Origin of the sequence: Desulfuromonas soudanensis, from assembly GCF_001278055.1 — a bacterium.
Classification (GTDB): domain Bacteria; phylum Desulfobacterota; class Desulfuromonadia; order Desulfuromonadales; family WTL; genus Deferrimonas; species Deferrimonas soudanensis.
On sequence record NZ_CP010802.1, the window covers coordinates 2,520,253 to 2,546,146 of the forward strand.

Annotated in this window: 23 protein-coding genes and 1 riboswitch; of the genes, 13 read left to right on the plus strand and 10 right to left on the minus strand. The window is 63.2% G+C overall.

From position 1 onward, the window contains the following. The first annotated feature begins 31 nt into the window (after window positions 1-31). The 6 genes from DSOUD_RS11315 to DSOUD_RS11340 all read left to right on the plus strand — a co-directional run bounded on the left by DSOUD_RS11315 (window position 32) and on the right by DSOUD_RS11340 (window position 5,664). Window positions 32-1,291: a 4Fe-4S dicluster domain-containing protein gene (locus tag DSOUD_RS11315; protein WP_053551113.1), complete on the plus strand. Its 1,260-nt coding sequence runs from the start codon at window positions 32-34 to the stop codon at window positions 1,289-1,291. Beyond that, the gene (locus DSOUD_RS11320; RefSeq protein WP_053551114.1) at window positions 1,288-1,746 is read left to right on the plus strand and encodes a FixH family protein; all 459 of its coding nucleotides are present in this window, start codon (window positions 1,288-1,290) and stop codon (window positions 1,744-1,746) included. Before DSOUD_RS11315 ends, DSOUD_RS11320 begins: the two co-directional genes overlap by 4 nt. Window positions 1,747-1,938: 192 nt before the next feature. Further along, complete coding sequence (locus DSOUD_RS11325) at window positions 1,939-4,332, plus strand: heavy metal translocating P-type ATPase (RefSeq protein ID WP_053551115.1); 2,394 nt, start codon at window positions 1,939-1,941, stop codon at window positions 4,330-4,332. Window positions 4,333-4,383: 51 nt separating this feature from the next. Beyond that, window positions 4,384-4,575, plus strand: coding sequence for a cbb3-type cytochrome oxidase assembly protein CcoS (gene ccoS / locus DSOUD_RS11330; RefSeq protein ID WP_053551116.1), 192 nt, complete (start codon window positions 4,384-4,386; stop codon window positions 4,573-4,575). Next, window positions 4,553-4,990 (plus strand): FixH family protein, encoded by a 438-nt coding sequence (locus DSOUD_RS11335; RefSeq protein WP_053551117.1) that lies wholly within the window; start codon window positions 4,553-4,555, stop codon window positions 4,988-4,990. The genes ccoS and DSOUD_RS11335 overlap by 23 nt, the downstream gene beginning before the upstream one ends. After that, window positions 4,987-5,664, plus strand: a complete 678-nt coding sequence (locus DSOUD_RS11340) for a sulfite exporter TauE/SafE family protein (RefSeq protein WP_053551118.1) — start codon at window positions 4,987-4,989, stop codon at window positions 5,662-5,664. The genes DSOUD_RS11335 and DSOUD_RS11340 overlap by 4 nt, the downstream gene beginning before the upstream one ends. A 258-nt stretch (window positions 5,665-5,922) precedes the next feature. Here DSOUD_RS11340 and DSOUD_RS11345 read toward each other — a convergent pair whose 3' ends face one another. From DSOUD_RS11345 to DSOUD_RS11360, 4 genes are all read right to left on the minus strand, one after another. Continuing rightward, complete coding sequence (locus tag DSOUD_RS11345; RefSeq protein ID WP_157671850.1) at window positions 5,923-7,920, minus strand: methyl-accepting chemotaxis protein; 1,998 nt, start codon at window positions 7,918-7,920, stop codon at window positions 5,923-5,925. 148 nt (window positions 7,921-8,068) lie between these two features. Further along, on the minus strand, window positions 8,069-8,887 hold the full coding sequence (locus DSOUD_RS11350; RefSeq protein WP_053551120.1) for a rhodanese-like domain-containing protein: 819 nt from the start codon (window positions 8,885-8,887) through the stop codon (window positions 8,069-8,071). Between the two features lie 170 nt (window positions 8,888-9,057). Beyond that, entirely contained in the window at window positions 9,058-9,576 is a 519-nt protein-coding gene (locus tag DSOUD_RS11355) for a rhodanese-like domain-containing protein (protein WP_053551121.1), read from the minus strand. A gap of 559 nt (window positions 9,577-10,135) precedes the next feature. Further along, window positions 10,136-11,839 (minus strand): DUF6178 family protein, encoded by a 1,704-nt coding sequence (locus DSOUD_RS11360; RefSeq protein ID WP_053551122.1) that lies wholly within the window; start codon window positions 11,837-11,839, stop codon window positions 10,136-10,138. Between the two features lie 425 nt (window positions 11,840-12,264). On the opposite strand from DSOUD_RS11360, the gene DSOUD_RS11365 reads away from it, so the two are divergent. Further along, the gene (locus DSOUD_RS11365) at window positions 12,265-13,428 is read left to right on the plus strand and encodes an LbtU family siderophore porin (RefSeq protein ID WP_053551123.1); all 1,164 of its coding nucleotides are present in this window, start codon (window positions 12,265-12,267) and stop codon (window positions 13,426-13,428) included. Between the two features lie 63 nt (window positions 13,429-13,491). On the opposite strand, the gene DSOUD_RS11370 is transcribed toward DSOUD_RS11365, so the two are convergent. Continuing rightward, entirely contained in the window at window positions 13,492-15,786 is a 2,295-nt protein-coding gene (locus tag DSOUD_RS11370) for an EAL domain-containing protein (protein ID WP_053551124.1), read from the minus strand. Window positions 15,787-15,917: 131 nt separating this feature from the next. Beyond that, window positions 15,918-16,011, minus strand: a riboswitch (cyclic di-GMP riboswitch). A gap of 136 nt (window positions 16,012-16,147) precedes the next feature. On the opposite strand from DSOUD_RS11370, the gene DSOUD_RS11375 reads away from it, so the two are divergent. The 5 genes from DSOUD_RS11375 to DSOUD_RS11395 are packed head-to-tail and all read left to right on the plus strand — an operon-like array spanning window position 16,148 to window position 21,322. Continuing rightward, the gene (locus DSOUD_RS11375; protein WP_082351237.1) at window positions 16,148-16,909 is read left to right on the plus strand and encodes an outer membrane lipoprotein-sorting protein; all 762 of its coding nucleotides are present in this window, start codon (window positions 16,148-16,150) and stop codon (window positions 16,907-16,909) included. A gap of 2 nt (window positions 16,910-16,911) precedes the next feature. Next, complete coding sequence (locus tag DSOUD_RS11380; protein WP_053551125.1) at window positions 16,912-18,135, plus strand: ABC transporter permease; 1,224 nt, start codon at window positions 16,912-16,914, stop codon at window positions 18,133-18,135. Between the two features lie 2 nt (window positions 18,136-18,137). Further along, window positions 18,138-19,370 carry an ABC transporter permease gene (locus DSOUD_RS11385; protein WP_053551126.1) on the plus strand — a complete coding sequence of 411 codons (1,233 nt, stop codon included), beginning with the start codon at window positions 18,138-18,140 and terminating at the stop codon, window positions 19,368-19,370. A 48-nt stretch (window positions 19,371-19,418) separates the two neighbouring features. Further along, window positions 19,419-20,129, plus strand: a complete 711-nt coding sequence (locus tag DSOUD_RS11390) for an ABC transporter ATP-binding protein (RefSeq protein ID WP_053551127.1) — start codon at window positions 19,419-19,421, stop codon at window positions 20,127-20,129. Beyond that, on the plus strand, window positions 20,126-21,322 hold the full coding sequence (locus DSOUD_RS11395; RefSeq protein ID WP_053551128.1) for a hypothetical protein: 1,197 nt from the start codon (window positions 20,126-20,128) through the stop codon (window positions 21,320-21,322). The genes DSOUD_RS11390 and DSOUD_RS11395 overlap by 4 nt, the downstream gene beginning before the upstream one ends. Window positions 21,323-21,612: 290 nt before the next feature. Here the strand turns inward: DSOUD_RS11395 and DSOUD_RS11400 are convergent, their stop codons facing one another. From DSOUD_RS11400 to crcB, 5 genes are all read right to left on the minus strand, one after another. After that, window positions 21,613-22,308, minus strand: coding sequence for a lipid-binding SYLF domain-containing protein (locus DSOUD_RS11400; protein WP_232426437.1), 696 nt, complete (start codon window positions 22,306-22,308; stop codon window positions 21,613-21,615). 82 nt (window positions 22,309-22,390) lie between these two features. Further along, window positions 22,391-22,999 carry a tRNA 5-(aminomethyl)-2-thiouridylate-methyltransferase MnmM gene (gene mnmM / locus DSOUD_RS11405; RefSeq protein ID WP_053551130.1) on the minus strand — a complete coding sequence of 203 codons (609 nt, stop codon included), beginning with the start codon at window positions 22,997-22,999 and terminating at the stop codon, window positions 22,391-22,393. A gap of 14 nt (window positions 23,000-23,013) precedes the next feature. After that, window positions 23,014-23,472, minus strand: a complete 459-nt coding sequence (locus tag DSOUD_RS11410; RefSeq protein ID WP_053551131.1) for a tellurite resistance TerB family protein — start codon at window positions 23,470-23,472, stop codon at window positions 23,014-23,016. Window positions 23,473-23,698: 226 nt separating this feature from the next. Next, on the minus strand, window positions 23,699-24,034 hold the full coding sequence (locus DSOUD_RS11415) for a DUF190 domain-containing protein (RefSeq protein WP_053551132.1): 336 nt from the start codon (window positions 24,032-24,034) through the stop codon (window positions 23,699-23,701). Between the two features lie 181 nt (window positions 24,035-24,215). Then, entirely contained in the window at window positions 24,216-24,587 is a 372-nt protein-coding gene (gene crcB, locus DSOUD_RS11420; protein WP_053551133.1) for a fluoride efflux transporter CrcB, read from the minus strand. 417 nt (window positions 24,588-25,004) lie between these two features. Here crcB and rpoH point away from each other — a divergent pair, with 417 nt between their 5' ends. Continuing rightward, on the plus strand, window positions 25,005-25,850 hold the full coding sequence (gene rpoH, locus DSOUD_RS11425) for an RNA polymerase sigma factor RpoH (protein WP_279330523.1): 846 nt from the start codon (window positions 25,005-25,007) through the stop codon (window positions 25,848-25,850). The last annotated feature ends 44 nt before the right edge of the window (window positions 25,851-25,894 follow it).

Genomic DNA, 25,894 nt, shown 5'->3' on the forward strand with positions numbered 1-25,894 from the left:
CAACCGGACGGCCTCCCCGAGAGCTGAACTCATGACCCCGATCCGACCCCATCTCCTCGGCCCCTGGCGGCTCGCCTTCCAATGGGGAGCAACCCTGGCCCTGCTGCTGATCCCCTTTGTCCGCTTCGATGGGGAGAGCCTGCTGCGCCTCGACATCGCCACCCTGACGTTGCACGCCGGCGGCGCAACCTTCCGCATTCAGGAGCTCTATCTCTTTCTCCTGCTGGGGCTGGCCCTGGTCCTCTTTTTTCTGCTGCTGACCCTGGTTCTCGGCCGCGCCTGGTGCGGCTGGGCCTGCCCCCAGACCTCCCTGACCGACCTCGCCGAGGGGTTTGCCCGGCTCATCGGCGCCCGGGTCGCCGGGGGGCGCATCGAGGCGGCACCCTGGCAGCAGGCGGCGCTGCACCTCTTTTACGGCGCCCTCGCCCTGCTGGTGGCGGCCAACCTGATCTGGTACTTCATCTCTCCCTACGATTTCTTCCCGGCGCTCCTCGGCGGCGCCCTCCCCCGGGGAGCCTGGGTTACCCTCCTTGCCGTCGCCGCCTTCGTCTACTTCGACCTGGCCCTGGTGCGACGGCTGATGTGCCGGGAATTTTGTCCCTACGGCCGGTTCCAGACGGTGCTCGTCGACCCCGGCACCCTGACCCTGCGCTTTCATCCCGACGAGGCAGCGCGCTGCATATCCTGCGGCGCCTGCGCGCGCAGCTGTCCCACCGGCATCGACATTCGCAACGGCTATCAGATCGAATGCATCAACTGCGGGCGCTGCCTCGATGCCTGCCGCATCGTCATGGCCCGCCGGGGCGAACCAGGAATCATCCGCTACACCTTCGGCCTGGAAAACCGCGGCCTGCGGGCGCTGATCAATCCCCGCCTGGCCCTGGTTTCCCTGCTCTTTTTTTCCCTCTCCATCGCCCTGACCGCAGCGGTCCTCCAACGGCCGGCGGCCAGTCTCGCCCTGGCGCGCAATGCCGGGGCGGCCAGCCGCCTGCTGGATGACAAAACCCAGGCCTCCTTCTTCACCGGTTACGTCGCCAATCGCCTGCAGACGCCGCAGACCCTGTCGCTGCGAGCCTCCTCCCCAGAGGGGGAACCCTTCCGGCTCCGCGGCCCGGTGCGGGAGGTGGTGCTTACCGCCGGGGAAAGACGACGCTTCGATTTCGTGCTGCTGACGCCCGTCCCCGAGGGGGAGAGTCCGCAGAAGATCCTCTTTTTTCTCGACAATTCGTCCGGGAGACCCTTGGCCCGGGCCCATGCCTTTATCACCGCCGTAAAGGATTCCCCGCCATGACCGCCGCTTCTTCGCCCAACCGCTGGCCCCTGCTCCTCGTTACCCTCGGCGCGCTCTTTCTCCTCTTCAGCGCCTGGTCGGCCTACCGCGCCGTCAACGGCGGCAGCGCCGTCTCCGACCGCAATTATTACAGTCACGGTCTCAGGTACAACCACACCCGGGTCGAGCAGAAGGCGGCGGAAAGTCTGGGATGGAGTCTGACCGCCGAGGTCCGGGGGCGACAGATCGAAATCCGTCTCGCCGACCGCGCCGGCCTCCCGGTCGGCGCCTGTCGGGGAGAGCTGGAACTTTTCGCCTCCCGGCCGGAGACCCTCCTGCTCCTCCCCCTGGCGGAATCGTCCCCCGGACTCTATACGGCGACGATCGCCCCGGAGCTCCGCGGAGAGGTTTCCGCCCGTCTCCGGCTCAGCCGCGATGGCGCCCGGATCGACCGGCGCCTCCTGTTCAATCTCTGAGTTCGGGTGTAAAGATTTTCGTCGCGTCGTTGCGTCGTCGCGTGAAACAAGCCCTTAAAGCAGGATCTTTTCCTCACGCGACGCCGCAACGACGCAACGAAGGTCATAAACAATCGAGGCAACTGCAGGCGCCTTTCTCCAGGGGCAGGAACCCAAGACCCACAACCTCACGACACGACGGGACCGCACACTTTGAGCACCGATTCCTGCCATCACTGCCGGCTGCCCATCCCCCCGGCCGATGCGATTATCGACCGCATTGACGGACAGGAGCTGCGCTTCTGCTGCCAGGGGTGCCGCAGCGTCTACCGCATCATCAGCGGCGCCGGTCTTGGCACCTACTACGAGAAACGGCAGTTGAGCCGTTCCGGGCTTCCGGCAGGGACGGTTCAGGACACCTACGACGACGCCTATCTGTCCGGTTTCGTTTCGGAGCGGCACGGGAAGGGGGAACTCTCCTTTCTCATCGAGGGGATCCGCTGCGCCTCCTGCGTCTGGCTGGTGGAAAGGTATGTCGGGTCTCTTGCAGGGGTCAGCGAAATTCGCCTCAACTACGGAACGCACCGGGGAAGGGTCGTCTTCGACCCCCTGGCCGTCTCCCCCGGAGCGATCTTTGCCGCCGTCGCCCGTCTCGGCTACACTCCCCGCCCCTTCAGTTACGATGCCGCCCGCCAGGCCGAGGAGAGAGAGCAGCGCACCACGCTGATCCGCTTCGGCACCGCCTGCTTCCTCTCCATGCAGCTGATGGGTTACTCCCTGGCCCTCTACGCCGGTTATTTTCAGGGGATCGATCCCGCCTCGCGCACGCTGATGCAGTATTTTGCCGCCCTGGTGACGACGCCGGTCGTCTTCTACTCCGGCTGGCCCTTTCTCCGCGGCGCCCTGCGCAGCCTGCGCACCCGCACCGCCAACATGGACCTCCTCATCGCCCTCGGGGTCCTTTCCGCCTACGGCGCCAGCCTCTTCGCCCTCTACGGCGGCGGCGAGGTCTATTTCGACACGGCGGCGATGATCGTCACCCTGATCCTCGCCGGCCGCCTCTTCGAAGGGTCGGCGCGGCGCCGGGCGGCCAGCGGCGTCGACCGTCTCCTGCGTCTGACCCCGGAGATCGCCCACAGGGAAATCGGGACGACGACGGAGGTGGTCGCCACGGGGAGCCTGAGGATCGGCGACATCCTCCTCGTTCGTCCCGGAGAGCGCCTCCCTGTGGACGGCACGATCCTCGCCGGGAGCACCGAGATCGACGAGGCGGCGGTCTCCGGCGAGCCCCTCCCCGTCCTCCGGATCGCCGGGGACCCGGTGACCGCCGGGACCCTCAACCTTTCGGCCTCGGTGCGGGTGCAGGTCACGGCTCCGGCCGCCGACTCCTTCGTCGCCCGGGTCGCCCGCCTCGTCGAGGAGGCCCAGTCGCGCCGCGCCCCCGTTCAGCGCCTCGCCGACCGGGTGGCTGCCCTCTTCGTCCCCCTCGTCGTCCTTGTGGCCGGCGCCACCTTCAGTTACTGGATTTGGGCCGCCGGCACGGTCGATCCGCTGCTGGCGGCGGTGGCCGTGCTGGTCATCGCCTGCCCCTGCGCCCTCGGACTGGCCACGCCGACGGCGGTCCTCGTCGCCACGGGGGCAAGCGCCGAGAGGGGGATCCTTTTCCGCGGCGGCGATGTCCTCGAAGGGACGGCGCGCCTCACCTTGGCCGCCTTCGACAAGACCGGAACCCTCACCGAGGGGAAGCCGAAGATCGCCGCCATCCGCCCTTTGGCCGGGAGCGAGGAGGACCTACTTAACCTCGTCGCCCGCGCCGAAGGGGGCTCGAACCACCCCCTGGCGAAGTGCATCGTCGCCGAAGCCCGGCGGCGCGGTCTTGAATCCGGCGACGGCGGGGGGATTCGCACCCTCCCCGGCCTCGGCGTCGAACTCGACCTCGAGGAAGGGATGCTGCGGGTCGGCAGCCGGCGATTCCTGCAACAGGCGGGGATTGGCGGCATGGACCCCTTTTCCGGTGAGGCTCTGACGGAAATCCATGCCGCTCTCGGCGACCGCTACCTCGGCAGCATCCTCTGCGAGGACACCCTGCGCCCGGAGGCGGCCGACGCGGTGGCCCGGCTCCGGCGGCTGGGGATAGGCACGGCAATCCTCACCGGCGACACCGTCGAGGCCGCCCGGAGCATCGGCGACCGGCTCGGCATCGACGAGGTCCACGGCGCCCTGAGCCCGGGCGACAAGGCCGAGTGGGTAAAAAACGCGATGGCCCGGGGGGAGCGGGTGCTGATGGTCGGGGACGGCATCAACGACGCCCCGGCGCTGTCGGAGGCCGACGTCGGCTGCGCCATGGCCGGGGGGACCGACATCGCCCTCGAAACTTCCGACCTGGTCCTGACCCGCCCCGATCTGACGACCCTGGTCGCCGGGGTCGAGGTCGCGCGGCGCACCCTAGGCATCATCCGTCAGAACCTCTTCTGGGCTTTTGCCTACAACATCCTCGCCCTCCCCCTGGCCGCCGCGGGAGAACTGGCGCCGATTCACGCCGCCGCCGCCATGGCCGCCAGCTCGATCTGCGTCGTCGGCAATTCGCTGCGGCTGAAAAACCTTTGACCTTGGCCCCCCGACGGATAAACTGTCGGTTATTGCTTAAGGGAGTACCCCATGCACAGTTCCACCCTTATCCTCATCATCCTCTCCCTCTTTCTCGGCACCGGAGTCTGGCTCGTATTCATCTGGGCGGTAAAGAAAGGGGAGTTCGACGATATCGAAGGCGCCAAATACCGGATGCTCGAAGACGACCTGCCACCGACCCGCCAAGGAGAAGACGTTGATGAAAAATCCCCATTCCCCTGATGTCCTGCGTCATGCCGCCGCGGTTCTGACCCTCCTCCTGATCCTCTCCGCCCTGGCCGTTCCGGCCCTGGCCGGCGGAGAAACGCGCCTCGTGGAGAGGGCCTCTGGCGGCCTAAACGCCGTGCTTCTTCTCAAGGAGGCGCCCCTGGTCGCCATGACGCAAATTCCCTTCGAGCTGCAACTCACCGACGACGCCGGATCGCCGCTCACCGGGGCTTCCGTCCGTTGCGACCTGAGCATGCCGGCGATGGCGATGCCGATCAACCGGCCGGCGGTCACGGAGAAGGGGGGGAGTTACCGCGGCGAGGCCATCTTCACCATGGCCGGGGCCTGGCGGGCCACCTTCGAAATCCTGCTCCCCAACGGCGAGGCGAAGACCCTGATCTTCGATATGGATCGGGTCCTGCTGAAATGATCGACCCCCTCTACACCCTCGCCCTGGCCACCGGCCTCTTCGGTTCGGGGCACTGCATCGGCATGTGCGGCGGACTGGTCGCCGCCCTCTCCCTTTCGGCGGAGGGGCGGCGCGGCGGGATCGTCTTCCACCTCCTGTACAATGCCGGGCGCATCCTGACCTACACCCTGGTGGGACTTCTCGTCGGCTGGCTCGGCTCGGCCATCGCCTACACCGACATCTTCTCCGGCGCCACGCGGGTCATTCTCGTCGCCTCGGATCTCTTCGTGATCGCCGTCGGCCTCGGCAGCGCCGGTCTCTTTGCCCGGCTCAACCTCATGAAACTCGAATTCTCCGCGCCGATGCAGGCCCTGGGCGGCGCCATCGGTTCCCTGCGCCGCCTTCCGCCGGCCCTGGCCGCCCTCCCCCTCGGGCTGGTCATGGGCCTTCTCCCCTGCGGCTTTTTCTACGCCATGGCGATTACCGCCGCCCAGAGCGCCTCGCCGGTCACCGGCGGGGTGACTCTCTTCGCCTTCGGTCTCGGCACCCTCCCGGCCCTCTTTTTCTTCGGCAGCGCGGCCCACTGGCTCGGCACCCGCGCCCGTAGCTGGATGATCCGCATCGCCGGAATCCTGGTCGCCCTCATGGGGGCGGTCAACCTCCTGCGCCACCTGCGGATGATGGGGCTCTGGTAGGTTTAAAGTTCCGTCAATCGAGCTTTACTCCTCCCTGGACCCCGAACCTTTGCCTCACGCGACGCCGCAACGACGCAACGTTTTTGGATCAGGGTCAAAGGATTGATTTTCGCTGCGTCGTCGCGTCGTTGCGTGAAACAGGCCTTTGACGTGTTCTTTTTGGTTTTTCACGTACACCGAAAAAAGGCCCGGGTGCATCTGCACCCGGGCCTTTTCGCTTGCCGGCAAATCAATTGTCCGTCCATCTTCCCGCGCCCTTCAGCCGGAAATCCGGAACTGTTCCATCTCCCCCTTGAGCAGGGCAATTTCATCGTTGAGCGCCTGCAGGATCCGGGCATTTCCCTGGACCTGTTCGGAAGTTTCAGCAGCCATGCCCAGCAGGTCTTCGGTGGCCGCCATGATCTGCTGATTGACGGCCTGCTGTTCCTGGGCCGCGGACGAGATATCCACCGTTTTCCGGTTGGCCAGCTCGATATTGTCGGCGATCACCCGGGCACTGCGCACCTGCTCCTGCGTCGCCCGCAGGGTCATTTCCATGCCGTCCCTGAGCGGAGAGAGATTGCGCAGCAGATAGGCCGTACTCTTCTCCTGCTCGTCCGTGGCGCGATTGACCTCGAAAATCCGGCTTCGAACCTGCTCTGTGGCCTGTACCACCAGCTCCAGTCCCCGGGTCTGCTCGATGGAGGCCCGCTCGATTTTGCGGGAAATCTCCGCCGCCCGCTGCGAGGCTCCCAGGGTTTCCTTGAACACCTCGGCGGTCTCCTGTACCACCCGGTTGTTCTCCCCGACGACCCGCGTGGCATCACCGGCTCCCTGGACCACCCCGTTGATCTCCTCCTGCAGCAGAGAGACGATTCCTTCGATCTCCAGGGTCGAGTTGGCGGTGCGTTCGGAGAGCTGGCGCATCTGGTTGGCCACGACGGCAAACCCCTGACCGTGGACGCCGGCCTGGGCGGCGATGATCTGGGCATTGAGACTCAAGAGTTTGAGCTGATTGGTCACCTCGCCGATGACCGTCAGCACCTGGCCGATGTCCCTGGAGCGCGTCTCCATCCCCTTGATCGACGAAGACAGAGCCGCCATGAACGTTTCAAGGGAGCGCATGCTCTGGGCCGCATTGGCGACGGACGCCATCCCCTTTTCGGAAATAATGGAGGTCGTTTCATCGCTGAGGAGGGTCGACTGGCGGACAATGCTTTCCACCTCCTTGAGGGAGCCGAAGATCTCTTCGATGGAGGAGGAGGAGCTCTCCACCGCCCGCGTCACCTCGTCGGCCATCCCGGCGACCACCTTGGCGGTCTGGGTCAGCTGGGTGAGCGTGGAGAGGGAATTGTTGATGTTGCCGCTGAGCTGCTCCGTACCTCCGGCGATCTCCTCCGAAGTCGCCTTCATCTCCAGAAGGGCCGAGGCATTCCCCTCGGACAGGTTGAGAAGCTCTGCGGTCCCCTCGACGATGCGTTGCTGGGCCTCGGAAGCGCTTTTAACCGAACGGGAGACCTCGCCAATGGACGCCTGCTGCTGACCGATCACCCTGTTGACGTGATCGAAGGTGACGCTGAGCTCCCCCATGGCACCGAAGGAGTTTTTGGAAATGGAGTGGATTCGGGCGATGGTCCGGGCCAGCCCTTCAACGAGAAAGCCGACGCCCCGGGCAATGACGCCGATATCGTCCTCCCGGAAACGGGGCATGGCCACGGTAAGATCTCCGGAAGTAACTCGCTTCACCACCCGGTTAATTTCGGACAACGGGGTGCGGATATGGAAGTTGAGCAGGAGAATGAGGATGGCGGCGACGGCAACGAGCATGGCCAGTTGATAGGACGGAATGACCATCAGGCTTTTGTCCATCCAGGCGTCGATGGTTCGCCCGGCATAGGTGATCCTGAATTCCCCGAGAACCGTCTCTCCGGAGAGGATCGTCCGGGTGGAAACAAAGGGTTCAAGGTCGATTTCACCTGCCGATTTTTCAGCAATGACCTTCCCCTTGTCGTCGAACACCCCCACGGAGAGGATGTCCGGATCCTGCAGGTATCCTTCGAGACAGGAATCGATGAAGGGGAAGTTGTAGTTCAACAGCGGGTCGGCGACCACCGCCGCCGCCTGGCCAACGGTCCGTTCCATCCGGCCGTGCAGGTCCGTCAGCAACTTGATGCGCGTAGTGCGCAAAAAGAAAAAGGTTCCGATCCCCTGCCCGACCAGCAGCACCAGCAACAAAACAAGTATAAACCTGGCCGTGATGGACTTGTTCCAATTCATGAACATCACCAAAGGCTCCCCCCGGCTAGGCCCCGGTTCAGGAATTGACAAAAAAGTCCGGCCCATGGGCACCCGCCACGGGCCAGACGATCGGAGTTAAAAAAACCTTTCCGATTCCGTCGTTCGCCGACGGAGAAGGAACAATCGGCTACTTGACGGCCCCGGCCTTTGCGGCGCTCAGCACCCCGTTGTCGAGAAAGAAGTAGTTCTTATACCCGTTGTCCTCCAGGTAATACTGGAGCCATTGTACCTGTTTGCCCACCGCATCGGTGATCAGTAGCTGGTTGTCCTTGAACTCCCCTTTCTTGAGGAGAGGAACCAGCCGGTCCGAGGGGATGTTGCGCACCCCGGAGAGGGTCAGCATCTTGTTCTGGGGGAGCTGGGGGTCTTTTGCCCGCTGGAAGGGCTCGCGAATATCGATCACCAGGGAATTGGCCTCGGAAGCTTTTTTGGCGAACTCGGCATAGCCGATCTTGCGGGCGGAAAAGGCCTCGTCGCTGAGAAGCTTTTCCTTGACCGCCGGGGTCCGCCCCATCAGGGTCCCTTTTTCGGGATGGGTGGTGATCCAGGCGTTGACGCCGGCATCGTAGCAGAAGACGTTGGCAAAACCGGCCGCCATGGCCTCTTCGGCCGCCTTGTAACTCTTGGCGCAGGTGGTGCCGTTGCAGTAGAACGCCAGAGGCGAGGCGCTCTCCTTGGCCCGGGCCTTTTCCAGTTCGCCGATAAAAGTTCCCTGAGAAATGGAAATGTGCACGGCCTTGGTGATATGGGCGACATCGTACTCGATGTCGGAGCGGACATCGACGATGACTGCCTGGTCATAAACCCTGGCCAGTTCGTCGGTGGAGATCGGTTTCACATTGGGATATTTGGGTCGCAGCACGAATTCGTCGGCGGCAGCGGCCAGACCGGCGACCATGAGGAGGGTAGCCAAAACGGCAGCGGCTTTGAAAATAGTTTTCTGCAAAGTCTGAGCTCCTTTCTTGGGTGTTGCATTGTTCAATGACGGGTTCTCGAACGCAGGACAGGAAGGGACCGGCTACGGGCCGGTCCCTTCCTTCTTTATTTGCCGAACAGCACGGTCGGTTCTTTGACAGCGCGTGTCGAAGCTTTGACTCTTAAGCGCGTCGAGAAAAGTTACTTTGAATAGCCCTCACCGGCGAAGGTATAGGGGAGACCATCGACCTTCCAGCCGTTTTTGGTGCGATAACCGTTGGCGTCCGTGCCCCCCTCGAAACCGGTGGTCATGTTCAGCACGTTGTATCCCTTCGCCTCGAGAAGCGCCGCGGCCGCGGCGCTGCGACCGCCGCTGCGGCACATAAGGATCAGAACCGCGTCGCAATTGTCCTGGAAGCGCTCCTCCACATCCTTGAGAAAGCGCTTGTTGTCGATCAGAACCCCCTTCTTCTCAATCATCGAGGAGATGTTGACGACCTTCCCTTCGAGGGCCGCCCCTTCTCCGGCTTTGTTCTTTCCGGGGTGGCCGACCCACTGCCACTCGGCGATGGTCCGGACGTCGACGATGTAGAAGTCAGGGCTGGATGTCGCCAGGGCGTAGGCATCCGAAGGGGTGACATTGTCGAAGGCCAGGGAGCTGGCGGCGGCGACGAGTGTCAGGGAAAAAACCATGGCAACCATCAGGAACATTTTCTTCATTTCTGTCTCCTTTGCTGCAACATGAAAAGAATTTCCCCCGGATCAGCTGCTCCACTTCCACACCGCGGCCAGGGATGTTTCTCCTGGGTCGGGCTCGATGAAGAAGCGCAAATCCTGGCCCGGGAGGCTTCGAATAGCCAGAAATATGCAAATCCCAGGCCTGCTTCATCGACCGGATACAGTGACGGATTCAAAAATAGTTATGTTCCAATATATTAGGTATTCAAATTATTAAATTCCATCAAGTTCTATTAATTTCCACCATATATGTTTTGTTCTTTAATGAAAAATATGACCGCCTAGGAGTCCCGGGATTAAAAGGGTTTTTTCGGATCCAAGGAAAAAAAAGAGAGGGAACCCTTTGAAATTATTTGCCCATTTTTGTCACCTGCCGAAAACAAAATCTGTCACCTTTGGCCCCCCTGCCGGCTTCTTCTACGGAAACAGATGGGCTGAAACGTTGGTAAAAAAAAAGGGGGGGCCGCTTCCTGCCAGCGCCCCCTCCCAATCATCCTTGGCTCAACTCTCCCGCTTCGTTTTCGAAGTCAGTCCGAAATAATCAACCCCTCCGGACGATCAGCCCGCCGAGATAACGGGGGTCGAGTTCGGCGGAGGAGCGGGTGCAAAAATCCTCGGCCCACAGATCGAGGCAATAATCGGCAAAGGGTCCGGTCCCCGGGAGGAGGGATTCGAGCCACTGCCCCGTGTCCCGGCGCAGCTCCTCGGCGAGGAGGCCGTCGCGACAGACCCGGTCGTGGAGGGCCCCGAGCTCCGCCTGGGGAAAGGGCTCGGGGAGGAAGTCCCGTCCCTGGAGGCGGTTGGCCAGGGCGGTGAGAAAGAAGTCGGAGAGGGTCAGATCGGCGGCATCGTCGGGGTAACAGCCGGACAGGTCGAGGCTTTCCGGGAGGGGGAGCTCGAAGGGGAAGTGTCCGGCAAAGAGCTGCAGCTGCAGCTCGAGGCGCTCCAGCCACTCGCCGGCCAGCCGGAGATCGCGCAGGGTGGCAAAGGGGCGCTCGCCGCCGCGGTTTTCCTCCAGGACCCCTTCGAAGAGACGGGGTTTTTTCCGCACCAGGCCGTCGAGGAGGGCGCGGAAGGGGCCGTCGAGATAGGAAGCTCCGGCCGATTTGCGCACCCGGAGAGCCCGCTGCTGCAGCTCGAGAGTCAGGCTGAAACCGAGGCGGAAAAGGGATTCGAGATAGACATCGTCGAAGCAGGTGGCCGCCCGCGCCACATCCCCTTCCGAGAGTTCCTCCAGCGCCAGGTTGAGATAGCGGTAGACCTCCTCCATGGCCGTCTGGACGGAGGCGAGGTCGCCGACGTCAACCTTGTCGGCGCTCATGACCTTGTTGAGGAGAAAGGTCAGCTCCCAGGCCGTTTCCGGCCGCAGGCCCCCGGCCAGAACCTCGGCCAGGAGGTCGCGGGGACGGGCGACAGTGAGGATGAAACCGGGTGCGGCCCCCTCTTCGCTGACGAGCCCCAGCCCCTTCTTGCGATGGTTCTCGACGGCAAAAGAGGCAGGATCGAGGCGGGCATAGACCCGCTGGGCTTCGAAGGGATCGGGAAAACCGTGATCCTGCAGGCGTCCGACCCGCTGGCCGTAGACCTCTTCCTCGAGCATCGCCTCCTGCTCCCAGCGCACGCATTCCATCAGCCGGGTGAATTCCTCCCGCTCGTGGCGGAAGACGATGTCGAGAACGGCGCTGACCACCTTGGAACTCTCCGGGTCGTGGAACTCCAGCTCGTAGCCGCCGGCGGCGACCATCGCCTCCATCCGCTCATCGTCGTCATCGTACGATTCGGGTCCGCGGGGGACGGTGACGAATTTCTTGAACATGAGGACCAGCAGCAGAAAGTCGAGCTCCTTGATGGCGCGGATGACCCGCTCCTCGCCGCCGTCGAGGAGATACTGCATCCACACCAGCGAAGGCTCCGCCTGGAGGGTGTCCCCCTGCCAGCAGTCGAGATCGAGAATGGTCGTCAACTGATCGGTGGAGATCAGGTCGAGGAGCTCGGTCACGTCCTCGCTCCCCATTTCCTTGATCAGCAGATAGACTTCCTGGGCGGCCAGACGGGGGACGAGCTCTGCAACATCGGCCGCTTCAAGCATCAGGTTGTACTTGTTCATCCCCTGGGCGTGGCGGATGATTTCGAGGCGTTCATCGGCGGTGAGGGCGTTGAACTCCCTGGAGGTCAAGCTGCGCTGTTGGCGGAGCAACGTCAGATGCCCCACCTTTTTCTCGCGGGGCAATTCGATTCGGGTCATTAGGGATAAGCTCCTGAAGGGTCGTGTTTTTTCCAGCGGGGAGACACTGTAATGCAGAGAGGGGAATTGGTCAAGCACAGCGACTGATCCCCCCGGGTATTTGACGAGAGGAATGAGCCCAAAGCGCCCGGTGTCCATCGAATCTCCCGGGTCGTGAATGCGCATCCCCCGCCGGGACCTAGCCGCCGGATTTGGAAAGAATTCGGTCATTCTTTGAAAACGATAATCATTTTTGCCTTGACCCGGTCGGCGCCTTTCGATCAAAATGAAAACCGATTTCAATATCAACCAACCGAGGAGACGGACCAACCCTCTTCCTTCTCGGGCTGCGCGGCGCCAGTAAATCGTATCGATCAGAGACTGTCCGCAAGGCAGGTGCGGATACTTTAACTGCATTACATAAGCCTGAAGGAGAAAGGAAAGCAATGACCGGCAAGATGTCCCGAATCGTCCCTGCCCTGCTCTTTGGCGGGCTCCTCGCCCTGACTTTTCCCGCTCCGAGCTTCGCCCACGGCGACACCGCCGCCGGGGGTGAAACACCGGCCTCGCCGGAAACACCCGATCCTTCGGCCGGGGAGCGTCAGGTCGAGCCCTACCACACCCTCGCCGAGAAGAAGGCCGCCGGGCGGGCCAGGAACATCACCGACCGCATCACCATCTCTGGCCTGATCGAGGTGGAAGCCGCGGCCGAGAACGTGGATTTTGCCGACGGCACCGCCGATGCCGCCAGCGATCTGACGCTTGCGACCGCCCAGATCGCCCTCGGCGTGAAGCTGACCGAGAGGGTGCGGGGGAACATCAGCCTCCTCTTCGAGGAAGGTGCCTTCGGGGACGAGGACACCGATCTCGAGGTGGACGAGGCCGCCGTCGACATCTACTTCCCTTCGCTCTTCGGTCGCTTCGGGCGCCTTTACCTCCCCTTCGGGGTCTATCACAGCCACTTCATCAGCGACCCGCTGACCCTGGCGCTGGGGGAGACCCGGGAGACGGCTCTGCTTCTCGGTTACGGCCACGACCTCTTCTCCCTCTCCGCCTTCGTCTTCAACGGCGACGCCGGGAAAATCGGTCAAGAGGACCAGATTGACGACTGGGGAGCGAGCCTGGTTCTCACTCCGGCCGAGGGGATCGAGCTCGGCGGCAGTTATCTGGCCGACCTTGCCGACAGCGATGCCGGGCTGCTCGCCGAGTACCGGCGGCGGGTCGGCGGCTGGTCCTCCTTTGCGACGGTCGAACACGGCCCCTTCGGAGCCTCCGCAGAGATTCTCGGGGGAGTGCAGTCCTTCGACGCCGCCGATCTCGATGCCGACGGCAACGGAAAGGGGGACAGGCCGCTGGCCTGGAACCTCGAAGTGTCGTGGGCGCCGGTGGAGCAGGTGGAGGTGGCCGCCCGCTACGAGGGGAGCGACGAGTTCGCCGGCCAACCGGAACGCCAGTACGGGGTGGCCGTCTCCTGGAGTCTCTGGGAGGACGCCACCCTTTCTCTGGAATACCTGCGCGGCAGGTTCGACCAGGATTTCAGTGCCGACGAAGAGGGCAACGTTCCCGACCGCCGCGAACTTCTCGGTGCCCAACTGGCCTTCGAATTCTGAGGATCCGGCCTGCCGGTACGATCTTTTGCCTATTCAAAGAAATTCGGCGGCCCTTTTCGGGTGTCATTTAAAATAGAGTCTTTCAAATTCCACCGCCGACGCGGGGCGGCCGAAGAAGAACCCCTGGACCAGGTTGCAGCCGACCGAACGGAGAAAATCCGCCTGTTCGGCCGTCTCGACCCCCTCGGCCACCACCTGGAGATTGAGGTTGTGGGCCAGCATGACGATCGACTGGGCGATAGCGGCGGCATTGGGATCGGTGGTGACATCCTGAACGAAGGAGCGGTCGATCTTCAGGTTGGAGATCGGAAAGCGCCTGAGGTAGTTGAGGGAGGAATAGCCTGTTCCGAAGTCGTCGATGGCAAAATGGATCCCCTGCACGGTGAGTTGACGCATCACCTCGATGGCCTGCTCGACATCGGCCATCAGGATGCTCTCGGTGATCTCCAGCTCCAGCAGGTCCGGCGACAAACCGCTCTCCTGCAGGGCGGCGACAACGTCCTGCAGCAGGTCGGCATGGCGGAACTGGCGGGCGGACATGTTGACGGCGACCTGCAGCGGGCGTCCGGCCCGTTCTTGCCAGAGCTGATTCTGCAGGCAGGCGCTCTTCAGGACCCAGTTGCCGATGGCGACAATCAACCCGGTCTCTTCGGCCATGGGGATGAAGTCGAGGGGAGAAATCATTCCGAGCTGGGGGTGCTGCCAGCGCAGCAGCGCCTCGCTGCCGACCAGCGCTCCCGACAGGAGGTCGAACTGGGGCTGGTAATAGACAATGAACTCATCCTGGTCCAGGGCCTGCCGCAGCCCCCCTTCGAGAAGGAGCAATTCCCGGGAGCGGGCATTCATCCCGGCCGTGTAGAAGCGGTAGGTGTTGCGCCCCTCCTCCTTGGCCCGATACATGGCCTTTTCCGCACTCTTGAGGAGTTCTTCGAGGGTGCCGCCGTCGGACGGGTAGAAACTGATGCCGAGACTGGCGGTCAGAACAAGGGTCTGGCCGCCGGCCGACAGGGGAGCGGCGATCTCGGCGAGGATTTTCTGGGCGACGATCGCCGCCTTCTGAACATCGCAATCCTCTTCGAGCAGAACGACGAACTCGTCCCCACCCAGCCTCGCCACGGTATCGGCGGTGCGGATCATGCTATTGAGCCGGCTCCCCATTTCCCTGAGGACCTGATCGCCGCACTCCAGACCGAGCGAGTCGTTGATCACCTTGAAACGGTCGAGATCGAGGTGCAGGAGGGCGAGCTGGTTTCCGGAGCGTTTAGCCCGGGCCAGGGCATGGACCATGCGGTCGTTGAGGAGCCGGCGGTTCGGCAACAGGGTCAGGGGATCATGGTGGGTCAGGTAATCGAGCTCCTCCGACGCCCGCTTGCGCTCGGTGATGTCCTGCACCAGGCCGATGGAATAGGTCTGCCGTCCCTCGTCGTCGAAGACCCAGGCCCGGGAGATATGCCCCCAGACCGTTGAACCGTCTTTGTGGAGGTAGCGCTTTTCGCCGTTGAACACCTGGCGCAGACCGGCGGCCGCATCGCGCAGGGCCTCGCAGGTTTCGGCCCGATCCTCCGGATGGGTGAGATCCTCGATCGCCACTCCCTGCAGCTCATCGCCGCTGTAGCCGAGAAACCGGCAGAAGGCATCGTTGACCTGAACGAGCCGTCCCTGGCTGTCCATGGTATTCATGCCGGCCACGGCGTGTTCGAAGATCGACCGGAACCGCTCTTCGCTGCGCCGCAACGCTGCATCGGCCTGTTTGCGCTCCGTAATGTCCCGGGCGATGCCGATAAAGACCGGTTGTCCGTCGAGCCGGGTGCGGCTGATGGAGAGTTCAATGGGAAAGGGGTCTTCCCCTCGCCGCCACCCCAGCGTTTCATAACAGATGCGTTCGCTCCCGCCCCTGGGTCCGCTGGGGAGGGGAAGAAAATCGTCCTGGTCCCATCCTGTCCCTTCGGGTTTTACCAGAAAGCTGAACTGCTGACCGACCACCTCCGCTTCGGTATAGCCGAACATCTTTTCCGAAACGCTGTTGAAAGTCCTGATCACCCCCTCTTTGTCAAAGATCATGACGCCGTCGGCCACGGAGCGGAGAATGGCGTCACCGCGGTTTTTTTCCGACAGGGCAGCCTTCCGCAGGGGCATGGCCACCAGCAGCCAGACGAAGGGGGCACTGACAAGGGAGAGGAGAGCGGCGTCCAAAAGATTGGCGACGAAGACCGACTTGTTGCCGACGATGAACGGCAAAAGGTACATGACCAGGAATTCGGCGGCAAAAATAGTCCCCAGGAGCATAGCGATCACAAGCACATAGGCGAGGCCGGTCTGATCCTGAAGGCGCTGGAATTTATGGAGTGTCTGCTTCACGATGCGAATACTCCCGGATTGAATAGATCAATTTATTAAGCAGGCGGCAGGAACAAAAATGGCGCTCATCACCGAACAGGGGATAAGCGCCAAGTAGATACAGCTCAGCCTTTTCAAGCTGGTGCAGCGTCTTCGGCAACCTGGCAATCCGTGAACCGCACTTTGCGGAACCGAGGACCCATGGCTTTGCGTCGTCGGATTTCTCCGAGTATGCCCCTGTCGAAAGTCGAATGCGATTCTGCAGTTAAACACTTCAGGGGGACTGCTGTCAATTCATCAGGGATCGGGGGATGTTTTCTGGCGCATCCCCTGATCCCGTGTAGAATTGCAGAGGATCGACCAACTCATCCGGAGACCCCTCATGCCCAGTTCCTGCAGCACCTCCCTTTCATTCTTCGTCGCAGCCATCCTCCTGACCGGGATCCCATGTACCGCTCAATCGGTCCAAGCCCTGGAGCTGCGCGAGCTGATCCGTCATGTCGAGCAGCAGTACCACGGGAGCAGCTCCCACGCCCGCACCGAGATGCGGGTCAGGACCGAACACTGGCAGCGCTCCCTGGAGATGGAGGCCTGGTCCCTGGAGCGCGACCGCTTTCTGGTGCGGATTCTCGCTCCGCCCAAGGAGCGGGGGGTGGCCACCCTCAAGGTGGACAAGGAGGTCTGGAACTATCTCCCCCGGGTCGATCGGGTGATCAAGGTGCCGCCGTCGATGATGGGCGGGGCGTGGATGGGGAGTCACATCACCAACGACGATCTGGTCAAGGCGAGTCATGTGGACGAGGATTATACCTTCACCCTTCTCAAGGAGAGTCCCGAGCACTATCTCATCGAATGTCTCCCCAAGGTCAATGCGGCGGTGGTCTGGGGGAAGATCGTCTATGAAATCCTCAAGCCGCTCCTGGTGCCGGGGACGGTTACCTATTACGACGAGGGGATGATACCGGTGCGCGAGATCCTTTTCGCCGACGTCCGGACGACGGGCGGGCGCACCCTCCCCATGCGCATGACGGTGCGCCCCCTCGACAAGCCGGGGGAGGAGACGGTCCTCCAGTACCAGGAGATCAACTTCGACGTCCCCCTGACCGCCTCCTTCTTTTCCCTGCGCACCCTCAAGGAGCGCTGACCATGCTCTGGCGTCTGGCCCTGCGCAATATCTGGCGCAACAAGCGGCGCACCGCCCTGACCGTTTCGGCCATGGTCGTCTCCTCCTCCCTGCTGATCCTTTCCCTCGGGATCTTCTCCGGCATGCTCTCCGACATGCTCGCCTCGGCGACGGAGCAGTATTACGGCCACCTGGTCGTCTCGGTGACGGGGTACCAGGACGATCGCGACTTCTTTGACAACTTCTCTCCGGACCCCGCGCTTCTCGAGAGGATCGCCTCGACCTCCGGGGTCCGGGGGATCTCCCCGCGGCTGCGCGCCTTCGGTCTCGTCTCCCACGGCCAGAGGAGCGATCCCGCCGAGATTCTCGGCGTGGAGCCGGCCTCCGAGCGCCAGGTCACCCGCCTCCAGGAGAAGATCGTCGCCGGGTCCTACCTTCCCGACGACCCGGAAAAGGGCGCTCTCCTCGGACGCGGCCTCGCCGAACGCCTCGGGGTGAACCCCGGCGACGAACTGGTCTTCGTCACCCAGGCCGCCGACGGCTCCATCGGCAACGACCTCTTTACGCTCCGGGGAATCTTTGCCACCGGCGACAGCCGCCACGACAACGGCCTGGTCCTCGTGGGTCTCTCCGCCCTGCAGCGGCTCACCGTCCTCCCCGACCGCGTTCACGAGTTGGCGGCGTCCCTGGAGGATCCCATGACGGCGGGAGCGACGGCGGCGCAGCTCAACGGGCAGCTCCCTGAAGGTCTCGAGGCCACGGACTGGGGGCAACTCCTCCCCGAGATGCAGGAGGCGATCGCCGCCTCCGACGTCAGCCGGCTGATCATCGTCACCATCCTCTACTTCGCCACCGGGCTGGGGATTCTCAACACCTTCTTCATGTCGGTCATGGAGAGGACCCGCGAGTTCGGCATCCTCATGGCCCTGGGGATGCGCCCCTGGCGGGTGCGGGCCATGGTTTTGCTGGAAACCCTCGCCATGGGGGGAGTCTCCCTGGCCCTCGGCATATCTCTCGGTCTGGCGCTGAGCCTCTACATGGCGACGGTGGGGATCGACCTCTCCGAGTCCATCACCCCCATCACCTACGCCGGCGGCACCATCGCGCCGCGGCTGCGCGTCGTCATGGAACCGGCCAACTTCATCGTCCCGTCCCTTCTCCTGCTGGTGGTCTGCCTGCTGGCCGGATTCCTTCCCGCCAACCGGGCCGCCGGCCTCGATCCGGTGGCGGCCATCCGCGAGGACTGACCATGGAATTTCTCCGCCTCGCCTGGAAAAATCTCTGGCGCAACCGCCGCCGCACCCTCATTACCCTGGCGGCGATCAGCCTCAGCGTCATGCTCACCCAGGCCAGTCACAACCTCTCCTTCGGCGTCTACGCCCAGATGATCGACAGCGGGGTGCGGGCCGGCTCCGGGCACCTGACCGTCTACCGCGGCGACTACGCCCGCAGCCGCAAGGAGGAGCTCTCCTTCGACCCCGGAACGCTCGTCGAAGAGATTGCCGCCATCGACGGGGTCGCCCGGGTCCTCCCCCGCGTCTATCTCCCCGCCCTCGCCCAGTCGAGCCGCGAGAGCCGCGGCGTCCTCGTGACCGGCGTCGATCCGCCGGCCGAGACGGGGATCAACCCCTTCCTGAAAAAAATCGTCGCCGGGGAGATGATCGGCAGCAGCGACGGCCGCGACGCCCTCCTCGGCAGCCGACTGCTGAAGGAACTGAAAATATCCGTCGGCAGCAAATTCGTGGTCACCCTGCAGGGGCCGGACGGCGACCTTCTCAGCGAACTCCTGCGGGTGCGGGGGTCGGTGGAGACGGGAATCAAGGACCTCGACGGCTCCCTGGTGATGGTCGGACGGCAGCGGGCCGCCGCCATGGCCGGCATCCCCGGTCGGGTTCACGAACTGGCGGTGATCCTGCAGGGACGCGCCGAAGAAGAGAGGGTGCGCCCCCTCCTCGAAGCCCTCCTCCCCCCCGGCGGGGAAGTGCGGGTCCTGAGCTGGGAGGAGGCGATGCCCAACCTGGCCAACGCCATCAAGCTCGACTACGCCAGCCAGCGGGTCATCTTCATCATCATCATGCTCATCGTCACCATCGGGGTGGTCAACACCCTCCTGATGTCGGTGATGGAGCGGATCCGCGAATTCGGCGTCATCCTCGCCCTCGGCGCCACCCCGGGGAGGCTGCGGCGCATGGTCCTGGCCGAGGCCCTGGTCCTCGGTCTCGTCGCCATGACCCTCGGAACGCTCCTCGGCGCGGCCCTCACCTGGTACCTGGTCGAATACGGCATCGACCTGCGCTCCCTGATTTCCGAGTCTCTCGAGTTCGGCGGGGTGGTCTTCGATCCGGTGATGCGCGCCGCCTGGGATCTCACCTACATGGTCCGCATCGCCCTCTACGTCCTCGCCCTCTCCCTGCTGGCCTCTCTCTATCCGGCGCGCAAGGCGGCGCGGATCGCACCGGCCGAGGCGATGCGCCATGTCTGAAACGCCCCGGCGCTCCGCAGGCGACACCTTCTCCACGACGGAGTTACCATGCCCCTGATCGCACTGGACAACGTCACCAAGATCTACCCCCTCGGCCATCAGCAGGTCACGGCGGTCGACAGACTGACCCTGGCCATCGAGTCCGGGGAGTTCACGGTTCTGGCCGGCCCCTCGGGGAGCGGCAAGACGACCATCCTTAACCTGATAGGCGGTCTCGACCGGCCGAGTCAGGGATCGGTCGTCATCGACGGACGGGATGTCGGGGAGTGCAGCGCCCGGGCCCTGGCCGATTTTCGCCTGCGCCGGGTCGGCTTCATCTTCCAGTCCTACAACCTGATTCCGGTGCTCAACGCGGCGGAAAACGCCGAATTCACCCTGATGCTGCAGGGGGTGCCGCGCACTGCGCGCCGGCGGCGCATCGAGGGGCTCTTTTCCGACCTGGGGATTTCCGGGCTGGAAAATCGCAAGCCGGGAGACCTCTCCGGCGGACAACAACAGCGCGTCGCCATCGCCCGGGCCATGGCCGCCGAACCGTCGGTCATCCTCGCCGACGAGCCGACGGCCAACCTCGATACCCAGACGAGCGAAGAACTGCTGAAGCTGATGCGCCGGCTCAACCGGGAGCAGAAGACCACCTTCGTCTTCTCATCCCACGACCCCATGGTCATCGACTACGCCCGGCGGGTGATCCGCCTCCGGGACGGCCGCCTCGAATCGGATTCACGGCAGGACCTCGAGCCGACGGAGGAGGCGCCTTGAATCGCCGCCGATCGGTCCGGATTTTTGCTCCCCTTGCCCTCCTCCTTCTTTGCGGCGTTCCCGCCGCCGGGAGCGACACCCTTCATTTCAGCGGCTTTGTCAAGTCGCTGAACATGCACCTCCAGAGCCCTCCGGTCAGCGCCGATCTCTCCGCCAACCGCCTGCGTCTCGACCTCGAAGCCGAGCCGCGCCCCGGCGTCGGCGTCGAGCTATCCGCCGAGTCCCTTCTGTACTACAGCGATCCGGCCGCACTCCTCCCCCTCCCCCGCTCGTCCACCAACCGGCGCCTCGATCTCGAGGCCGACCGCGACGGAGACGAACACTTCAAACAACAACTCTCCATCGACCGGCTCAACCTCAGCGCCACCCTCGGAGGGATCGACTGGGTCGCCGGCCGCCAGGCCATCGGCTTCGGGCGCATTCTTCTCTTCTCCCCCCTCGACGTCATCGCCCCTTTCCCGCCCGACGCCCTCGACGCCGAGGTGCGCCCCGGTGTCGACGCATTGAAGGGGGTGCGCTATTTCGGCCTCGGCGGCCAACTGGGCGGAACGGTGGTCTTCGGCGACGAAAAAAGGAACAATGCCTGGCTGGCGACCGTCTCGTACAACCTGCGGGGAATCGACATTCTGGCCCTGGGGGGGGTTCTGCGGGAGAGGGAGATGATCGGGGCGGGGCTGGCGGGGAGCCTGGGAGGGCTGGGGCTCAAGGGGGAGATTTCCGTCTATGACGGCAAGGATGTCGGTCTTGCCGGAGGGGATCGCGAAAACCGCTTCGCCATCGGCGCCGCCGAGGGGTGGTACCGCTTCGACAGCGGCCTGGTGCTGATCGCCGAATATCTGTATAACGGCGCCGGCGCCAACGAACCCGCCGACTACCCGCAGGTGGCCGCCTCGGCCCCCTTTGTCGAGGGGCTCAGCTTCCTCCTCGGCCGCCACTACCTTTTGCTCGGACCGTCCTGGGAGGCCCATCCCCTGGTGACCCTCAACGCCCTGGTGATTTCCAATCTCACCGACGGCTCCCTTCTCCTGCGGCCGCTGCTCGATATCTCCTTGGCCGACAATTTCGATCTCCAGCTCTTCTGGAGCTTCACCGGCGGAAAGAAGCCCGCTCCGACCCTCTCCTTCTCGGTGCCGCGTAGCGAGTTCGGTTCCGTCGGCGACAGCGGCGGCGTTTTTTTGAAATACTTTTTCTAGGAGCCGCGCCTTCCCGACACGACATTGAATTTTTCTCAAGACAAGCATTAGATCAAGGATTTTCGTTGCGTCGTCGCGTCGTCGCGTGAAACCAGCCTTTTTGTAATTTCTTTTTAAGCACCACCCGGGAGATGTCCCTCTCAGGGTGATTGACAAACAGAGCCAGAAAAGCCAGGACCTTGGCCTCACGCGACGACGCAACGACGCAACGTTTTTGGCGCAAACCGAACCCGAAACACCAGTATTCAGTCAAGGAGAAGAGGTGCTATCCAGGACAAACTCCTGCCCTCTCACTCCCCCTCACCCGCATCGTAGCGACGCAGCGCATTGAGAAGCTTTTCGGCTGCCGGCGGCAGGACAATCCCCGTGCCGGCAAAGATTTCCCCGGCGCTGATTCCTTTCCGGCCGTAGAAGGCGGCGTTGGCCTCGTCATCGATCTGCAGGACCGATCCCTCGAGGGAGACCCCGGCAAAGAGACCGCGGCTTCGGGAGTAGGAATAGATCTCGGCCTTAAGCGCCGCGTCCGTGGCCCCCCCGACCTGCCGCCCCACCGGTCCGGCGGCAACGGCCGCATCGGCACCGAGGGTCACCTTGCCTCTCATCATCCCCTCGACGCTGCGCGGGGTCTTGAAGACCAGAATGAGGTCCGTCGACTGGGCGCCGATCTGCCAACCCAGGCTCCCTCCGGTCAGGGAAATAAAGACCGGCGGACTCCACGCGCCTTCCTTGCGCACCATGACCACCCCTGTCCCGTAGCGGCCGCCGACGACGAAACCGACCTTGAGCACGCCGGGGATGACGGCGATCCCCTCGGCGCTTTTCAGAAGCTGCGGCGGAATCCCCCGTTCGGGGATGGTCAGGTTCTGCTCCAGCACCTCGACGGCCACATCGATCTTTTCCGTTTCCGTGCCCTGCGCCGCCAAAGCGAAGACGGGGATCAGGGCACAGAGGACAACGAGCATTACCGGCCATATCTGTTTTTTCATGATGGAATCCCTTTCACTGAAGGCTTGATTTCATTCTAGCAGCCGTGGCGGGATGTCAAATGGACGGGGAGGGAGGGGTCGGTCAGGAGCGCTTTTCAGCGATGAGGAGAAAAGGGGGGGTGGCACAGTTGAAAACCTGCAGGCGCAGGACCTGCCAGCGCTGGGGCGGCAGGGATTGAAACAGGTCCTCGACGACCCTTCCCTCCTTCGCACCGCCGGGGTGACCGACGTAAACGGCAACAGCCAGGCGCCCCCCGGGAGCAAGGGATTCGAGGGCGCAGCCGAGAGCGGCAAGGGTCGTCGCCGGGAGGGTCGTTCTCGCCTTGTCTCCCCCGGGGAGAAAACCGAGGTTGGCGATGACCGCAGAAGGAGAGGCGTCCAGATAGTTCTCAAGGCGGCTGTGGCAGTCGTGAATCAGGTGGACCCCGCAAGGGAGCGGAGAGGCCGGAGGGGCGCCGTGGAAGAACGGGGAAATCCCCGCGTTGGTTAAGAGTCCGGCGCTGCGGGTCAGGGCCTCCTGCTGGATGTCGAAGGAGAGCACCCTCCCCTCCGGCCCGACGCGGCGGGCGAGAAAGAGGGTGTCGCGGCCGCCTCCGGCGGTGAGATCGACGGCCAGCTCCCCGGCATTCAGGACTTCGCCGAGGAGCTCCTGGGCGCGGGAGACGATGGAGGTCAGGGGGAAGGGGACCATGGTAGGAATCGGGTTCAGCGCCCGGGATTAAGTTCGTCGAGAACGGCGACCTTGGCGTCGATCATCTCGCGGTGGGTGAGGCGCAGCAGGGTGGCGAGCTGGCGGATCAGGGCGTCCTCGTATTTGTCGAGAACTCCGTCGGCGTAGATGATGCGCCACAGGGTATCCATGATCTCCAGCTTCTCCTCCCGGGAGAAGTGGGCATTGATCTCTTTGGCGAATTGGAAGAGGTCGTGACTCTGGTGGCGCTCCCGGTCGGCCAGGGCCATCAGTTCATCGACATCCTTTTGCGGCAGGTCGAAGCGGCGGCTCAGCAGATCGCCGACGAGCTGCGCCTCCAGCGTGTGAAGGGTTTCATCGGCATGGGCCATCTCCAGCAGCAGAACGCAGGTCGCCACCTGAATCCGTTCGCCAGGGTCCGCCGATTCCTCGGCGGACGCAGCACCGAGAAGGGCCTTGATCCGGTTCATCATGATTTCGAATTCCTCTCTTTAAACTTTAGGCACGGAGATCTCAACGCCCGTTCGCGGTGCTCACTCGCCTCGGGGCGCCTACTTCTGGAGAGACGCAGAGGAAAAAGAAAGTACGCTGAGAAGTCTGGTTTTAAGATTAAACCAAGAAAACGCTTCCGGTTATGCTCTTCTCTGCGTTCTCCGGACCTTCTCTGCGCTCTCCGCGTTGAAGCTTTAATCTTTACCATCATACTTTGAAATAGCGAATCACCCGGGCCTTCTCCAGAGTGACCATCCCCCCTTCAAGCATGGCGTCGAGGAAGGGAAGAACGGCATCGATTTTCTCCTGGCTGTCGACCACCTCGACGATCACCGGCAGATCGGAGGAAAAGCGCAGCAGCCTGTCGCTGTGGGTGATGCTGCGGGCCCCGAAGCCCATCGCCCCCTTGAGAACGGTGGCCCCGGCCATCCCCTCGCGGCGCAGCATCTCCACCAGCGCCTCGTAGAGCGGCTTCTTCTCCCAGCGGTCCCCCTCGCCGATGAAGATCCGCATCAGCACCTGTTCCCCTTCGAGTCTGGTCATCTCATCCTCCTGCAAAACAAGATCTTTGCCTCACGCGACGCCGCAACGACGCCACGTTTTTGGATCAAGGTCAGGAACCGGATTTTCGTTGCGTCGTTGCGGCGTCGCGTGAAACAGGTTTGCGCCCTTCATTATTCCGAGACCTGGCAAAAATAGGTCGTCCTCGACTCTTGCTGCGGGATCACAGCTGCCGCGCCAGAAAGATTCCGAGGCCGGCGAAGACCAGGCAGACCAGAACGTTGAGAAGGACGTTGGCCCCGGCCTGCAGGAAGCTGCCGTCCTCCATGAGGCGGATCGTCTCGTAGGAGAAGGTGGAAAACGTCGTAAATCCCCCCATGAAACCGACGGTGATCCCCATGCGCACCTCGGGGGAGAGGAAGGTGCTGCGCAGGCTCCCCTCCATGATCAGACCGAGGAGAAAGGAGCCGATGACATTCACCGCCAACGTCCCGTAGGGGAGGCCGCGGCCGAAGAGGGTGTAGCTCCACCCGGAAACGAAATAGCGTCCCAGGCAGCCAAGAGCGCCGAAAAGTCCGATATAGACGAGTTGCATTTTTTTTGTCCGCAAAGTTTCTATGGAAAAGGGCGACGGCGACCATTATGGAGGGGGCCTTCAAGGCTGTCAACCGGCGAGTCGCCGAGTGCGCCTTTGCACAGGCGTCTCTGCCCATATTCCTGTTGCCGAAGGAGATGTGATTTGTTATATCTATTGGCACTCCACCAGAGAGAGTGCCAATGCGCCGATTTTCAAGATCAATCTTCTCCATTTTGTCAAAACTTTTGAACCGTCGGGTCTGGTTCCTCAAAACCTTCAAACTATCCGCAGATGTCGCAGATTTACACAGATGATAAACCCGGGAATTCAATCTTTGCCCGGGGTCCCTTGATCCCGGTTTCATCTGCGCCCATCTGCGACATCTGCGGATAAAAGCCTTGGTCCCTGATATGGGATCAACCATCCCGGGAGGGAATGACAATGACCACCCTGCAGCTCCCCGCCGCCACTGATTCCTTCGAACATTACATGTCCAGCATCCGGCAATTCGCCCTCCTCGACCGCGAAGAGGAACATGCCCTTGCCGTCCGCTACCACGACGAAGGGGACCTGGAGGCCGCCCACAAGCTGATCTGCGCCAACCTGCGCTTCGTGGTGAAGATCGCCAACGAATACCGCTCCTACGGGCTCCGACTGGCCGACCTCGTCCAGGAGGGGAACATCGGCCTGATGATGGCGGTGAAAAAGTTCGACCCGCAGCGCGGTCTGCGCCTGATCACCTACGCCGTATGGTGGATCCGCGCCACCATCCAGAGCTACATCCTCAGAAGCTGGTCGCTGGTGAAGATCGGTACCACCCAGGCGCAGAAGAAACTCTTCTACAAGCTCGGCCAGACCCGGGCGGCGCTGCAGCGTCTTGCCGGAGGCGACGGGGCCGCGGAGATCGCCGCCGAGCTCTCGGTGCGCAGCGAAGAGGTCGAGGAGATGACGGTGCGCATGGCCGCCCGCGACGCTTCCCTCGACCTGGAATTGACCGAGGGGGAGGGGTACTCCCTCCTCGACACCCTCGCCGACGACCGCCCCAGCCAGGAAGAGGTCCTGATGAAGAGCCAGGAGGAGAGCCTCCTCACCTCCCGGGTCGAAGACGCCCTCTGCGCTCTCAACGACCGGGAGCGGCGCATCGTCCACGACCGCATCCTCTGCGACGCCCCCCGCACCCTGCAGGAGCTCGCCGACGACTACGGCATCAGCCGCGAACGGATCCGCCAGCTGGAGAAAAACGCCCTGGCCAAACTCAGGGGGGTGCTGGCCGCGACCTGACGGCTTTCTCCTTGAACTGCACCGGGCGGATGTCTATACTCGAA